Genomic DNA, 15,174 nt, shown 5'->3' with positions numbered 1-15,174 from the left:
AGAAGCGCCCAAGACATTTCACCTCGATCTCCTTTGATCTCGTTCGCGTTGTACACAGTACCTGAGGCCGCAGATGGCGAGGTCAAGTACGTTCGTAGATGTGGCGGTCATTGGAGCAGGCCCCTACGGATTGTCGCTGGCCGCGCACCTGCGCCGGCGCGCGGTGGAGCACCGGATTTTCGGGGAGCCCATGGGCTCCTGGAAAACCAACATGCCTCCAGGCATGCTGCTCAAATCCTACCCCTGGGCAACGAGCCTCTCCGACCCGGACTCGGAATTCGACCTGAAGCGCTTCTGCGCTGAACGTGCCCTGCCCTATCATGACGAGTTGATGCCGCTGCCGCTGAGCCGCTTCGTTGACTACGGCGAGGCCTTCCAATCACGTTATGTGCCTGCCGTCGAGCGCAAGTCCCTCATCGGGCTGGAGCCCGGCACCGGCTGCCTGCGTGCCACCTTCGACGACGGCGAAACGGTCGAGGCGCGCCGCGTCGTGGTGTCTGTCGGCCTGTCTCCCTTCAAGCGCCTGCCGCCGGAGGCTGCACTTCTGCCCGCCGAACTCTGCTCGCATAGCAGCGAATACGGCTCGCTGGACGGCCTGGACGGAAGAGAGGTCCTCGTGGTGGGATCCGGATCATCTGCGTCCGATCTGGCGGCGTTGATCCACGAACGAGGCATTTCGGTTTCACTCGTTGCACGCCGGCCAAAGCTGCAATTCGCCGATGGCCCGCGGCACCGCTCTTGGTTGTCGCGCGCCATTGCTCCGATGAGCGGCATCGGTCATGGCTGGACATTGGCGACCTGCGCCAAATATCCGCAACTGATCCAGCATTTATCAAAGGACCTGCGGATCCGGCTCGCCAACCACCGGGCGCTGGGTCCGCTGGGCGGCGCATTCGTGAGGGATCGCGTCGTCGGAAAAATTCCAGCCTTGCTCGGGCAAGAGATTCGTCACGTCGGGACACACTACGGCAAGGTCATGCTCAACCTCGTCGACTCCTGCGGTGCGGAGCGTCTGATGAAAGCCGACCACGTCATCTTCGCAACCGGCTACAAGATCGACATCAGCCGATTGGGCTTCCTGAACCCGGCGCTGTTGCAGCACTTGCAGCTCGTCGACGGCGCTCCGCAACTGTCGGCGCATTACGAGACGACGGTACCGGGTCTGCACTTCATCGGTCCGGCTGCGGCGAACAGCTTTGGCCCGGTATGTCGCTTCGTCTGCGGCACGGATCATTCAGCCCGGCATCTGGCCCGCCACCTGTCGGCGGTGTTGGCTCGCTACCGGCCCGCGCTCCAGCTCAGGCCCCTTGACCGAACGGTGTTGCCATGAACGCGCCAGTACCGAGCATTCTCGCCCATCTCGGCGTCGCGCCGCTCCCCTACCCGATGGATATCGCGCCGGGACGATCGCTGACTCTCCCGCGCGTGAGCTTCGTCATCCCGACGCTCAACGAGGCCAAGAACCTCCCCTGGCTGCTGCCCCGCATCCCGAACTGGGCCTATGAGATCATCATCGTCGACGGTCGCTCGACAGACGACACCGTTGCGGTCGCGCGCCGGATGCGTGACGTGAAGGTCGTCATGGAGCCCCGACGAGGCAAGGGCGCGGCCCTGCGTGCGGGATTCCGCGCTGCAGCCGGCGACATCATCGTCATGATCGACGCCGATGGCTCCATGATCCCGGAAGAGTCCCTGACATTCGTGAGCGCGCTGATCGCCGGCGCCGATCTCGTCAAGGGCTCGCGCTTCATCCAGGGGGCGGGTACCGACGATATGTCGCTGTTCCGTATGCTCGGCAATTGGGGCCTCACCCAGACCGTCCGGCTGCTTTATGGCGGTGTATTCTCCGATCTTTGCTACGGATACATGGCGTTCTGGACCAAGCACGTCGTCACGCTCGACTGCGATTGCGACGGATTCGAAATCGAGACCCTCATCAATGTGCGCGCGCTGAAGAACCATCTCAACATCGTCGAGGTGGCGAGTTTCGAGGCTCCGCGCATCAGCGGCAGGAGCAATCTGCGCGCGATCCCGGACGGCTGGCGGGTGCTCAAGACGATCCTTCGCGAGCGGGTGCTTTCGCCGGTCTCGCTGGTCTCCTATGGATACCCCTGAAGGCGGGGACAATCGAGGGATCGTCCGGTGAAGGGATAGCCCATGCGAATCCTGATGGTCGCCGCCCGTTGCTACCCCTTCATGGGAGGTATCGAGACCCACATCCACGAAGTCGGACCACGCCTCGTGGCGCGCGGCCACGTGGTCGATGTCCTCACCACGGATCCGTCGGGAGAGCTGCCGGTCGAGGAGTACATGCGCGGCATGCGCGTGCAGCGCGTGCGGGCCTGGCCCAGGGAACGGGACCTGTATGTCGCGCCGGGCATCTACGCCGCGATCCGGCGCGGCGTCTGGGATCTTATCCATTTCCAAGGCTACAACACCTTCGTGGCACCGGTCGGGATGCTTGCGGCCATTCGCGGCGGCCTGCCTTTCGTCCTGACCTTCCACAGCGGCGGACATTCCTCGCGGCTGCGCAATGCCATACGCGGGGTCCAGCAGGCAATGCTCCGCCCGCTCGTGACCCGAGCCGCACGGCTGATCGGCGTCTCCGAATTCGAGGCAAGCTTCTTCAGCACCAGGATGGGCGTACCGCGCGAGCGCTTCGTCGTCATTCCAAACGGCGCGGCAATGCCGGCTGCGAGTCCCGACGTCAAGGTCGATCCTCACCTGATCGTGTCAGGCGGCAGGCTCGAGCGCTACAAGGGTCATCACCGGGCGATTGCAGCCATGCCCGAGCTGATCCAACGGCGACCGGACGCGCGGCTTCACATCGTCGGATCGGGTCCTCATGAAGCAGACTTGCGGCGTTTGATCACAAAGCTTGGCCTTGAAGAGCGGGTTACGATCGCGTCCATCCCCGGATCCGAACGCCAGAAAATGGCCGACATCCTTGCGAGCGCCGGGCTGTTCGTCTTGTTCAGCGACTACGAAGCTCATCCGGTCGCCGTCATGGAAGCCTTGTCACTGCGGCGGCCGGTCCTGGTGACGGACACGTCCGGGCTTGGAGAGCTGGCGTCCAAAGGGCTCTGCCGGGCGGTTGCGCGCGACGCAAGCCCGAGCACGCTGGCTGCCGCAATGGCCGAGGAACTGGAGGCCCGACGGGAAGTCCCGGATTGGGCGCTGCCGGACTGGGGTGCCTGCGCACAAGCGCTGAGCGAAGTTTATGACGATGTTCACAACGAGATTCTGATCAGCCGGTCCGGGCGTCGCCTTTCGCTCGGCAGCATCCCGTCATGGCTTCCTGCGACGAAGGCGCGCCGCCGATGACGCCGGCTCGTTTGACCGCATCAACGGAGCCAGGTCTGCTCCAAAGCGGAATCCAAATCGTCTCGACAGTCATCGGTCCCGATCTTCACGGCGGCAGCTCCGACGGCCCTACGCGGCCGGCGAGCTGCGAATGGATCGCGGCCTTGTGCCTCACGGCGGCCGTGGCCTTGCTACTGGTCGTGGCGGGCCACGCGGCGGGGCGGCGAGCCTACGACATGGCGCCGCTGCTTTTCTGGTCTGGCGTGGTCCTGCTCGTCGTCCCGCTCAGCCTTCGCATCGGCTGGTCCGGGGTCGCCCGAGGTGAACGTCTCTTCCTTCTGCTCCTGCTCACCGAAGCGCTGTTCTATTACAAATCAGTCTATTCCCCGACCAGCTTCGTCGGTCACGACGAGTTTTTGCACTGGGTCGCTACTGACAATCTATTGGCGACGCGCCGGCTGTTCCTGTCCAACCCGCTCCTGCCGATCGGTCCGGCATATCCCGCCCTGGAAATTCTGGCGACCGCGATCGTCAATCTTACCGGACTGACCTTGTTTGCGGCAGCGACGCTGCTGTTAGCGGTTCTGAAGGGCATGGTCGTCTGTGGCCTATTCCTATTCTATGAAAAGCTCTGCGGGCGGCCGCGCATCGCTGCTATCGCCGCGCTGGTCAACATGGGCTGCTCGACCTTTGTCCTGTTCGAGTCGACGTTCTCTTACGAGAGCCTGGGAATCGCCTTGTGCGTGGTAACCTTCGCGGTCGAAGCAGCGTCCCGGGATCTGGACGGTCGACCGAGACTCCAGGCGCTCGGGCTGATCGCCTTGTTGCTGGCGAGCCTCGCAGTCACGCACCATCTCTCGGCTGCATTCGCCGCCGTCTACTTCGGAACGCTAGCCGGATTTGAGGCTTTGCGACGCGGCCCCCTGCGGATAGAGGCGAGATTGGCCATGGGCTTCACGGCGATACTCGCGATTGCCTTGCCGTTCGTCTGGATCGAAGCCCACGGCAACCCTCTCACGGGCTATCTCGGCCCCGTAGTCGAAGCTGGCTTCGAGACATTGCTCGGAAAGATCATGGGCGCGCCCAGCCCGAAGTCGGAGCACCTCAGCGTGCCAGCGCAGCCCCTCGCGGTGCGACTCACAACCTTGATGGCAATCCTGCTGTTGGCAATCGGGCTGGCGACGGGATTCTTCAGAACTCTGGCCATGACAGCGCCGAGCGCCGGACGGACAGGTTGGCGTCTGATCCAGGATATTCTCAGGAGGCGCTGGCGCGATAGCCGCATCGTGGTTCTCACAATGTTTGCCTTCGGATTTCCAGTCTCAGTCGCCTTCCGGCTGACCATCGGCGGATGGGAGATTGGGAACCGCATGGGAACGTTCGCGTTCATTGCCGTCGGTCTGCTCGTAGCAGTGAGCGTCGTACATTTCTGGGAGGGCCATGCACGGCAGCGTATCGCACCGGCGCTTGCTCTGGTCATCATCGTGTCCGGGGGCGTCACGGCCTCGTCGCTCTATCCGATTCACGGAGGCTATAGGGTGGCCGCCGATGGGCAATCTGTCGAGCCCATGGGCATCGAGGCGGCGCAGTGGACCAAAGCATGGCTTGGGCCAGGCAACCGCTTCACATCCGACCGCGTCAATCGCCTCCTGCTCGCGAGCTACGGACGGCAAGACGTGAGGCTCAAAGTTGTCGAAGGCGTCGCTCCCGCGCGGGTGTTCGAGAACGAGACATTGGGGCCGGACGAATTCTGGGCCCTGGTCAGAAGCGATATCGACTTCCTGCTGGTGGACCTCCGCCTGTCCACGGCCCCGCCGGTGCTGGGTTTCTACTTCGAACAGTGGGAAGCGCGCCATGGAAAGAAATTGTCGGGTGCCGAGTTGCTCAAATTCGATGACGTCAAGGGCGTCACGCGCATCTTCGACAACGGCTGGATCGTCATCTACGACGTGAGAGGATTGCATGGCAATTCCTAGTCACCGGGACCTTCGAGCCGCCTGCCTTTGGGCGGTCGCCACGTTGGTAACCGTTGTCGTCAGCGACAGCGTGTTCTTGCGTACCATTGTGGGCGCGCCAATGGTGCTTCTCGTTTCGGGCCACGCCGTGCTGCGGGCGCTCGGCATCAAGACAAATTCCGTGTCTGAACATCTCACCTATGCAGTTGGCGCGAGCCTCGCCGTGGCCATCGTTGGTGGCTTTGCGCTGAACGCCATAGATTTCCTGACTCCGCTCGGTTGGGCGATCTGGCTCTTTACCATTGCCATCGGTGCCGCTCTCGTCGCTGATCGTCGGACCGACACTCCCGATCTGCCAACCTGGCCGGCTCCAATCAGGGGCAATCTCCGGCAGTACACCGCGATCGCGCTCGCGGTGCTGTTGGCGACCGGCGGCTATGCGCTGGCCATCCGCGACGAAGCGACTCACCGACAATTCAGGTACACGGAGTTCTGGATGTTGCCATCCATCGACAACCCGGGTCGGCTCACGGTGGGCGTTCGCAGCGCGGAGACCCAAACTCAGCGTTTCGACGTGGACATCACAATCGACGGGCGACCGTTCGCCGTCTTCCGTTCGCTTATCCTGGCGCCGGGCGAGACCTGGACACGACAGATCCCGGTTCTCATCTCGGCCGACTCGCAGAAGGCCCAAGCCCGGCTCTACAGGCCGGACGACAATCGACTCTATCGCAGCGTTTCGACGCTGGTGCCGCGTATCTGAAACGAGGCCGACCATGCGCATCCTGCTGCTGTCGCAGTTCTATCCTCCGGTGATCGGGGGCGAGGAGCGGCACGTCCGCAACCTCGGCAGAGCCCTAACGCAGCGCGGCCACGCCGTGAGCGTCGGGACCTCGGCCCATCCCGGATCGCCCGACACCGAACTCGACGGCGCAGTCCGCGTGCACCGCCTACGGGGTACGCTTCAGCGTTGGTCCGCCCTTCACAGCGATTCCGAGCGCCGCCACGCGCCGCCGTTTCCGGATCCCGAACTGGTGCGAGCGCTAAGGCGGCTGGTCTCCGAGGAGAGGCCGGACATTGTCCACGCCCATAACTGGATCTACGCCTCCTTCCTGCCGCTCAAGGCGTTCGGCAATGCACGCCTCGTGGTTACACTCCATGATTACGGCCTCGTTTGCGCCAAGAAGAACTTCATGCATCTCGGCACGCATCTGTGTGATGGCCGGCGGCTCGCGAAATGCCTGCCCTGCGCCACCGCTCACTACGGCGCCGCGAAGGCCACCGCGACTACGTTGGGCAACTGGGCCTCGAGCTTCGCAGCGCGGCGCGTGGTCGACCGCTTCATCGCGGTGAGCCATGCGGTGGCGCGACATAACGGTCTCACGCGAGGGCGCGCTCCCTACGAGGTGATTCCGAATTTCGTTCCCGACGATGTCGGAGTTCTTGGTCCGGAAGATTCCTGCGTGAGGGAGTTGCCCGAGGACGGTTTCATTCTCTTCGTCGGTGACATGATGCGGCTGAAAGGCGTTGACGTGCTCCTGAAGGCCTACGCGCGGCTGGAGCATGCGCCGGCGCTGGTCCTGATCGGGCGCCGGGTCGCCGACACGCCGACCGAGTTTCCACCGAACGTTCGGGTCTTCAGCAACTGGCCGCATTCCGCCGTCATGCATGCATGGCACAGATCACTGTTCGGCGTATTGCCGTCGGTTGGGCCTGAAGCCTGCGCGACCGTCGTCATGGAAGCAATGGCGTCCGGAAAAGTCGTGATCGCGACCAACGTCGGCGGGATGCCGGACCTCATCGAGCACGATACGACGGGGCTTCTCGTGTCGCCAGGCGACGCGCAAGCCTTGACCCGCGCGATGCAAACGCTGCTGAGCGAACGCGCCTTGCTGGCCCGTCTGGAGGCAACAGCCCTCGTCAAAGTGGAGAACCTCAAGGCCACGAGGGTCGTAAACCAGATCGAGCAGGTCTACCACGATGTCCTGCGCGCGGCCGCCAGCAGAACTGCCATAGACGCGCATCGGAGCCCGGGAGAGCCATCGCGCCTTTAAGGCCCGCGACGCGGGAAAGGCAACGACATCACGCCAAGTAATGGCTATGAATTAGCGTCTGCACCACCTTTTCACCTCTCAACATTTCGGCATAACGCCTGTAGCCAGCCTCTCCCATTCTCTTCCACGATTCTCGTTGATCGAGCATCAGCCGAATTCCTTCGGTCAGGCTCTCTACGTCATCGGGCGTGCACAAGAGGCCAGCTTCTCCATCGGCCAAAAGTTCACCGCCGGCCCCCAGTCGCGTCGCCACCACCGGCAACTTCAATCCCATCGCCTCCATCACGGCTATCGGCCCTCCTTCCGATCGGGAGGACTGAACGTAGACATCAGCGGCGGCCAGAACCTTCCATCCTTCGTCCCGAATCCCCGCCCAATGAACACGGTCAGCTATTCCAAGATCCCTCGCCAAGGACGGCAATTGGGATTTCTCCGCGTCTACGCCGATTATGAGCAGCCGTACGTCCGGGCGATCTTCGCAAATCTCATGGAAAGATTTCAGCAGGACATCCAAGCCTTTCACCGGGGCATCGAAGGCGATGCAGGCAAGAACGTTGTCGCGCGCGGAAAACCGGAACTCTGTTCGAAATTGTTCTCTCAATTGCGCCAGCCCTGCGCAATCAACAAATGCACCCAGATACAATGTCGACAAATTGCTGCCTTTGGATCTCAGCAAATTTCTTACGCCATTCGAAACGCAGATGACGTCATTGTACAGACCGAGCACGTGCTTCCTTACCAGCGGAGACGATATGCAATGCTCGGTATCAACCAGCTTCCTCACTTTGAGCAATTTGGCAATGATCGCAATCTCGAACAGAAGCAATGAATTTGCAAAATTCGCATGAACGATGTCGGGCTTTGCATCGGAAATGAGTTTCCAGATTTTCAGAGGATTTAGTTTCAGCGGTACCGTTACGAGGTCGACATCCAGGTCTCTTAGATCCTGCAAATAGGCGTCACTTTGAGGACGATCCTGATGCTGTACAATACTCCTGTAACCCAACTGGCGGCATTGGCGGGCCGTCTCAACGAAGAAACGTTCTCCTGCGCCGTATTTGGTGCTTCTCGAACAAGTTATATACAGGATGGTCTTTTCCATGGGCCGTATTCCTCGCTACTCAGCGCTCCACCCGACCTCCAATATTGGCTTCGACATCAGGACGGCCTGGATGAACAGGGCCAGCATCCAGCCCAGCACAAGCCCCTCCAATCCGCCAATTCTGCCTCCGGCAGCCGCCATTCCCAACTCGAAAATGCCCGCAAGGCCGAGCCACAACGAGGCCACGCGCATGCGGTTCCTCAATCTCATCAGAGCGATGTAGTGAAATTTGATAACGACGCCGAGCAAGCTGAAACCCAGGAATCGGAGGCTCGAGCCGGCGATCTCCGGATAGGCGGGATTGAAGATATGGAGAACGAACGACGAGAACAACAAGAGGAAGACACCTGCTGCCAGGGCGCAAGCGCCGGAGACCAGCAGCGAAAATCGCAAATGGCGGCGTAGCTTGCCCGGTTCAGCCGCCGCCGCCGAGAACAACGTCGTGGTGAGTGCCGAGGGGATTATCAAGGCTACGGTGCAAAGCATCCAAGTGGGGTAGAAAGCTGCGTTGACCTCCGGTGACAAAAGGACGGCGACGAGATAAGGCAGGATGAGACTTGGTGCCTGCGACGCGATGTTGAGAAGGTGGTGATCGACGACCTTCGAAACCAGGGTCGCCAGCAGGCTGAAGTCCGGAGCGTGCACGACGCTCACGCGATATCTCCACGCAAAGGGAAGGAGGAGGAGGAGCGACACTCCAGCGCCGGCCCCCCAGCTGAAGAGGACGGACGATACTCCGTCCATCGAAGGCAGCATCATGACTATGCCGCCGAGCAGCAGGAGTTTGGCGACACCGAACACCGAGTTTCGATACATGCACAGCGTGCTTTTGAGGAGACCGATCAACGCTGTATCGAGCGCGACGGCAAAGCCGGTGAGCGCACAGCCGACGACGAATAGCGGCGCTTCGAACGAGTTCTCGGTGAACCGACCAAGCAGGGAGAGCGACCCCGCCAGGACGCAATAAATTGTACCAAAGAGGGCTGAAAAGACAAACACCGTCAGCAACGCGGCCACAATTAGCCCATGCGCGCGACCTGGATGCCGCTGCGTTTCGCCGAGCAGCAGGGTGCCAAGTCCGAAATCCCCCAACTGAGCCAACAGCACCGTCATTGAGATGAGAGCCGACGCCGAGCCATTCGCCTCGGGCGAAAGCCAACGTGCGGCCAACCACCAGAATACGAATCCCAACGCGCCGTTGGCACAGTTTCCAATGACGATGGCACCGGCGTTTCGCGCGTATACGGCATTTGCACGCACCGCAATCCGCAGCAGGTTGGCGGTCGCCGAAAGGCCGAACGTTCCCTGCCCGGTCGTCAACTCACGTTCGTGCGTTGAAGAAATGCGGGCACTTTGATCAGCATTCATCCAGACGTTTTCTGTTCCTGACAACGAGCTAGTGGCTTCTCCTGCGTCCGCGAGTCGCGATACACTTTCAGAGGGACCGCTCCTCCCGGATTATTCAGGCAAATGAAGTCCGCGCAGCAATTCACCTGCCATCATTGCTTCGGACCAGGGCTCTTGTCCGCGACGGCGCGACCAGTCGTCTCGGTATGATCGGCGGCACGCCCGGCCGGTCTCTCGCCCGCCGGCGACGTTGCGCCCGACGCGCCGGCCTGCACCTTCTCGCTTTCGCTCGTGATGATGTTGACGAGATCGCCTGGTAGCAAGGTGGTCATCCCGGTAGAGCCAATGGCGACCGGTCCGGCTGCAGTCTGCCGCACGACCTCGTACGTCACCCGGCTCGCCTCCTTGGCGAACTGGGCGCGGGTCGCTGGCAACGTGCTAAGGACGCCTTCGCTGATGTTGAAATCGCGCTCATTGTCCGCTATCTGGCGCTCGACCAGCTCGATCTCGACCTCGAGATCGTTCTTGACATCAGCCTGGATCTTCATCGCCTCAGCTTCCATGGTCGCAAGGCGCTGCTTGGCCATCGCATACTGATTGAGAGCGTCCCGTCGGCGCTGCTCGGCATCGGTCAGCTCGGTCTGGACCTGATTCAACACCGTCATGCTGAGAACGTTACGATCGACGAGCGACCGCATGCTGTTCACGCGATCCTGGCGCAGCTTAACGAGTTCGTCGAGCGCCTCCGTACGCCCGTAGACCGCAACATCCTGCTTGGCCGATTCCAATGCGGTCAGGACGGCGTGCTCGCGGTTCTTGCGCGCCGTGGCGACCGCCTTGCGCCGGTCGCTCTGCTCGTTGACGAGATTGGCGGCTTCGGTCGAGCCGACCAGTTCCAGCAGCCGGGCTGGAACCTTGGGCTCGGCCCCCTCGCGCTCTGCCTTCAGCACCGCCGCACGCGCCAGCAACTTCAGCAGGGCATCGACCGCCCCGCTGCGCTTCTGGATTTCGCGCACGGCTTCGATCTTCTGCCATGGCTCGTTGGTGCCCCGATCGAGTCCGCCGGCGAGAGCGATGGCATGCAAAACCGTCATGCCGGCCGCGTATTTGAACGAGCCCGGGTTCTTGACCGGCCCCACCACGTAAATGGGGGAACGCTCTATCGACAGGATGGTCACCATTCCCTTGCGACCCAGCAGTTGATCCAGGCTGTCGATGAGGGCGTCTTGCACCTGTTGCGCCGACCGGTTGACGACTGAAATGGAGCCGAGCAACGGCACGGTAATCGTACCATCCTCCTGGACCAAATATTCCCCGCTCAGTTCCGGACGCTGGAGGATGCCGCGCAGAGCCGATGCTGATGATGAGCGTCCCCACTTGTCCTCTTCGACCTCCACGCGCTCGTAGAACGCGAGCTTGAGCTTGTCGCCGACTACGAGCGAACCTGCCGGCGATGGGTCCGCCTGCGTCCCGCCCACCTTCGGGGGCTCGGTGATGGTAGATGCGGCGAGAGTGAAATTGCTGTCGAACGTCGTTGCGTGTAGCGCCTGGGATCCGAACGCTGCGCCGGCCTCGGTCGCCGCGTCAACGGACCGGTCTCGCGGCGCACCGCCTGCAGCGGATAGCGACCGCGCGACACCCGCGGAAGCAACCTCGATCGCTTTCCAATTCTTGACCGTACCCACCCCAAGGGCGATCCCGGAGACCGCCCCGAGCAGCAGCAGCAAGCGCTTTCTTGTCTTGCGAGGCGGCATGTCGGGCTGGCGAATAGCAGGCTTTGAGCTGCCCTTGGCGTCCATGGCGGATGGTCTCGATTTCAACGGCTGCGATTTCCGTCCGACCGCGCCACCGGCTGCAAACGTGAGCAATCAGAACGACACCGCGCGCCATCGTGATCTCCGGTGAGCACGGACACAACGACCCTTTGTGGGCATCCCTGGAGGTACCCCTTCCGGGCAGCAAAAAGGGGTAAGCGAGGCTCCTCCATGCGGGTTATTGGAAGGCGAATGGGCGGCGCGCATAATGATGCGTCCATACCCAAACGCCCCGATCATGCGACGGACCATGCAAATGAGTCGCACGATTATTCTTTCTCTGGCCCATGGCGACGTCGCAGGCGTGCCGCGCTGCGCTGCGAGGACGGAAAGGCCCCTGCCCGTGCGGAGATGCTCGGCTATCCCGCAGCTGGCGGCGGCCGTCCTCGTGATCACATCTGCGTCCGGCGCGGCATTCGCCGATCCGGCGCGATGCCCCATGGCTGCACCTCAGCAGAATGTGTCCGGCTTCCCCACGCCCCACCGGCTCGAGGGCTGCAACACATTCGTCGTGCAGCCGCCTCACCGACACGGCAGAGACGGCGCAATTCGACTAGCGCAAGCGGCCGTCCCTGGCAGCGGCGAGTCTCAGCAGTCTCCGCAGCCGGAACCGCGCAAGCCCGAGGCGCTGTCGTGCGAGCTCGGCAGTGCAAAGCACGATATCGAGCTATTGCAACGTCTCGCGCAGGAGCACGATCGAGCCGACCAGCTGGAACGGGCCCTGGCAGCAACGCGGCACGATGTCGAAGATCGGACCGCCCTGGCGGACAAGGCACGCGATGAGGCCGCCCAACTCAAGAAGGCCGCGGATGGCGGCCAGGTCGACTTGCGGAACTCCCTGCAACAGGAGCGGGATCGGACCGGCCAGCTGGAGCGGACCCTGGCGGCGGCACAGCGCGATCTCGATGCGCAAACCGCGCTGGCGACCAAAGCGAGCGACGAGGTCGCCAGGCTGACGCAGGCGGCAAAAGCCGGCGCCGCGGAGCGAACACGGTCGATCCAGAAGGAGCATGACAGAGCCGAAGCGCTGGCACAGGATCTCTCGATCGCACGCAGCAAGGTCTACGCATACGAAGCTCAAGCCGCCAAAGCCGCCGAGAGCGCGGCGCAGCTCAAACAGGCGCAGGAGAGCGAAACAGCTTCCTTGGGCCAATCGCAGCAAGCGGAGCGCGATCGGGCCGAGCGGCTTGCACGGGATCTGGCGAAAGCAACCCGCGATCTCGAGGTACAGACCGAGCGAGCGTCCAAGGCGAGCGAGGAGGTCCTGCGGCTCAAGCAGGCCGGGGAGCGGGACGCAGCCGAGTTGCGCGGCATGTTGCAGCGTGAGCGCGAACGGGCCCAGGGGCTGGAAACCGAGATTGCATTGGCGCGTCTCGACAACGGCGCGTTCGTGGCGAGATTTCCTCCTCCCGCGCCTCAGCCGGCAACGGTCGGAACGGCTATGCGCGAGGAGCCAATCGGCGCGCGGACGCAACAGCCCAAGAACGAGCCCGTGCAGGAAGCGCCGGTGCGGGATGAGACATTTCAGGATCCAAGCACGGTGCCGCGCGGCGCAGCGGAGGTCCGGGCCAATCCCGACGAAGCGGCGCAAGTCGCGAGGCTGATCGCACGCGCGAGCTTGCTGCTCGAGCAGGGAGACATCGGAGCGGCGCGGGTCGTTCTGGAGCACGTCGCCCGAATGGGCAATGCGCAGGCAATCTTCGTGCTCGCGGAAACCTATGATCCGCGGGTCCTCCCCAGCTTCGGAACGTATGGGACCCACGGCGACGCGACAAAGGCCCGGGATCTCTATACGCGGGCCGAAGCCGGAGGAGTCAAGGAGGCGACGGCGCGGATCGAAGCGCTGGGCCGATAGTGCTGTCCGGCGCGGCCATTCTACAGAACGGCCACGCGCTATCGACATTCGAACGCGTCCAATACGCATGAGGCATGTAGAGAGGATGATGGTCGATGAAAAAGCTCACGGGATTGCATCGGCTGCTCTTGCTCGCCGCGTTCGCACCATTCCTCCTGGCGCTCCATTCCTGGGCGGATGCCCGGCCACAGAATAATCGGCCTCACAAGGTTCGCCAGGCACCGCCCGAGGCGCCGCAGCCAAGGCCTGAGGCGGTCCTGATGAATGCCTGGACCATCGGCCTGGCTGGAGGCCTGCTCGAGGGCGCACCGATCCGCCTGGCAGCGGAGATCGCGCGCGTGGTCGACGACGGGGATAATTTGCACGTCCTGCCGGTCGTCACTCGCGGAGCCACGGAAAACCTGAATTCCCTGCTCTATCTGCGCGGGATCGATGCAGCGATCATCAATTCCGACGCGCTGGAGGAATACAAAAGCCAGGTGCCGGATATCCAGCGAAGAATTGCGTATGTCCTGAATCTGTTTCCGTCCGAGCTCCACATCTTCGTTCGGCCGGAGATCCAGAGCTTGAACGATCTCGCCGGCAAGAAGGTCAACTTCAATACGCAGGGCACCGCTGCGGCCTATTCGGGGCCGCTGATCTTCAGCCGACTCAATCTCGATGTGGAGAAGACGTTCATTCCACATCAGGTCGCGCTCGAGCAGATGCGCAAGGGCGATATGGCTGCCGTCGTCTTCATTACATCGAAGCCGGTGGATGCCTTCGTGCGGGGCCGCTGGGAGCCCGGTTTCAAGTTCTTGTCCCTCCCCTATGACGGCAGGTTCGAAGACTATTATCTTCCGGCCGCGCTCGGCGAAGCCGACTATCCCAACCTGATAAAGCCGGGCGAACGCGTTTCGACCATCGCCGTGTCGACCGCTCTGGTCGCGTTCAATTGGCCGGCCAAATCGAATCGCTCCGAGCGCGTCTCGCGTTTCATCGACCACTTGTTCTCCCGGATCGACAAACTGCAGGCGCCCGGCTTCGACCCGAAGTGGAAATCCATCAATCTCGCTGCGACAGTTCCCGGCCTCGCGCGCGTCCCTGCAGCGCAGACCTGGCTGGATCGTCAGCACCGCGCAACACAAGCATCGCAATGAACCGCATCGCAATCCTGCTTCTCTTTGCGGTCGGCACGGCGTCGGCCCAGGATTCAACGACGGAGCTCGGCTCCTGCCTGCAGAAGCCGCACACCGAGCGCCTCGCATGTCTGGACAAACTGACGCGCACAGTCGCACCCCATCAACGCCAGCCCTCAGACGACGAATGGATCGTCAGCCAGACGACCTCGCCAATTGACTATTCTCCGATCGCGACCGCTACGACATCGTCACGCGGCGGGACCGCCGAGTCCGCGATGCAGATGTCGATCCGCTGCCGCGGCGGCCGGACCGAATTGGTGCTGACAGGCCCCGGCATCTCGCGCGAAGGCAGCGCCGGTGCCATCTCCTATCGCATCAACAACAACGCGGCGGTGCAAGTCGCGGCAGGCAGCCCGATGTCCGGGCCCGGCATTGCGTTCACGGGGGACATTGTTCGCTTGCTGCAATCCCTTCCCGACCGCGGGGACCTTATCATCCAGCTCTCATCAAGGGGCAACGCTGCCTCTGATGGAACATTCTCTCTCGCCGGGCTCGACGCGGCGCGCACGAAGATGGCCGCCGCGTGCAAATGGCCGCGCGCGATCGCAACGCCCAATCGCTGA

12 protein-coding genes are annotated in these 15,174 nt (G+C 62.6%); 9 read left to right on the top strand and 3 right to left on the bottom strand.

The window, feature by feature from the left end; all coding sequences use genetic code 11:
• The first annotated feature begins 73 nt into the window (after positions 1–73).
• From JQ617_RS02440 to JQ617_RS02415, 6 genes are read left to right on the top strand one after another with little or no spacing between them, the layout of a single operon-like run.
• The gene (locus JQ617_RS02440) at positions 74–1,330 is read left to right on the top strand and encodes an FAD-dependent oxidoreductase (protein ID WP_283842030.1); all 1,257 of its coding nucleotides are present in this window, start codon (positions 74–76) and stop codon (positions 1,328–1,330) included.
• A complete protein-coding gene (locus JQ617_RS02435; protein ID WP_249156585.1) occupies positions 1,327–2,115 on the top strand; it encodes a glycosyltransferase family 2 protein in 789 nt (262 codons plus the stop codon). Before JQ617_RS02440 ends, JQ617_RS02435 begins: the two co-directional genes overlap by 4 nt.
• Before the next feature lie 42 nt (positions 2,116–2,157).
• A complete protein-coding gene (locus JQ617_RS02430; RefSeq protein ID WP_212024142.1) occupies positions 2,158–3,324 on the top strand; it encodes a glycosyltransferase family 4 protein in 1,167 nt (388 codons plus the stop codon).
• Complete coding sequence (locus JQ617_RS02425) at positions 3,291–5,279, top strand: hypothetical protein (protein ID WP_212024141.1); 1,989 nt, start codon at positions 3,291–3,293, stop codon at positions 5,277–5,279. The genes JQ617_RS02430 and JQ617_RS02425 overlap by 34 nt, the downstream gene beginning before the upstream one ends.
• Positions 5,266–6,021 carry a hypothetical protein gene (locus JQ617_RS02420; protein WP_212024139.1) on the top strand — a complete coding sequence of 252 codons (756 nt, stop codon included), beginning with the start codon at positions 5,266–5,268 and terminating at the stop codon, positions 6,019–6,021. The genes JQ617_RS02425 and JQ617_RS02420 overlap by 14 nt, the downstream gene beginning before the upstream one ends.
• A gap of 13 nt (positions 6,022–6,034) precedes the next feature.
• On the top strand, positions 6,035–7,312 hold the full coding sequence (locus JQ617_RS02415) for a glycosyltransferase family 4 protein (protein ID WP_212024137.1): 1,278 nt from the start codon (positions 6,035–6,037) through the stop codon (positions 7,310–7,312).
• Between the two features lie 28 nt (positions 7,313–7,340).
• Here the strand turns inward: JQ617_RS02415 and JQ617_RS02410 are convergent, their stop codons facing one another.
• The 3 genes from JQ617_RS02410 to JQ617_RS02400 all read right to left on the bottom strand — a co-directional run bounded on the left by JQ617_RS02410 (position 7,341) and on the right by JQ617_RS02400 (position 11,560).
• The gene (locus JQ617_RS02410; RefSeq protein WP_212024135.1) at positions 7,341–8,414 is read right to left on the bottom strand and encodes a glycosyltransferase family 4 protein; all 1,074 of its coding nucleotides are present in this window, start codon (positions 8,412–8,414) and stop codon (positions 7,341–7,343) included.
• 15 nt (positions 8,415–8,429) lie between these two features.
• On the bottom strand, positions 8,430–9,782 hold the full coding sequence (locus tag JQ617_RS02405) for a lipopolysaccharide biosynthesis protein (RefSeq protein ID WP_212024133.1): 1,353 nt from the start codon (positions 9,780–9,782) through the stop codon (positions 8,430–8,432).
• Positions 9,783–9,913: 131 nt separating this feature from the next.
• On the bottom strand, positions 9,914–11,560 hold the full coding sequence (locus tag JQ617_RS02400) for a polysaccharide biosynthesis/export family protein (RefSeq protein WP_212024131.1): 1,647 nt from the start codon (positions 11,558–11,560) through the stop codon (positions 9,914–9,916).
• A gap of 454 nt (positions 11,561–12,014) precedes the next feature.
• Between JQ617_RS02400 and JQ617_RS02395 the strand changes: the two genes are divergently transcribed.
• The 3 genes from JQ617_RS02395 (at position 12,015) to JQ617_RS02385 (ending at position 15,174) form a co-directional block, all read left to right on the top strand.
• A complete protein-coding gene (locus tag JQ617_RS02395; RefSeq protein ID WP_249156584.1) occupies positions 12,015–13,430 on the top strand; it encodes a coiled-coil domain-containing protein in 1,416 nt (471 codons plus the stop codon).
• A gap of 95 nt (positions 13,431–13,525) precedes the next feature.
• A complete protein-coding gene (locus JQ617_RS02390) occupies positions 13,526–14,569 on the top strand; it encodes a TAXI family TRAP transporter solute-binding subunit (RefSeq protein ID WP_212024129.1) in 1,044 nt (347 codons plus the stop codon).
• Entirely contained in the window at positions 14,566–15,174 is a 609-nt protein-coding gene (locus JQ617_RS02385; protein WP_212024128.1) for a hypothetical protein, read from the top strand. Before JQ617_RS02390 ends, JQ617_RS02385 begins: the two co-directional genes overlap by 4 nt.

Origin of the sequence: Bradyrhizobium sp. KB893862 SZCCT0404, from assembly GCF_018130885.1 — a bacterium.
Lineage (GTDB): Bacteria > Pseudomonadota > Alphaproteobacteria > Rhizobiales > Xanthobacteraceae > Bradyrhizobium > Bradyrhizobium stylosanthis.
The sequence above is the reverse complement of the archived record's forward strand: the minus strand, read 5'-3'. Positions and strand labels throughout refer to the sequence as shown.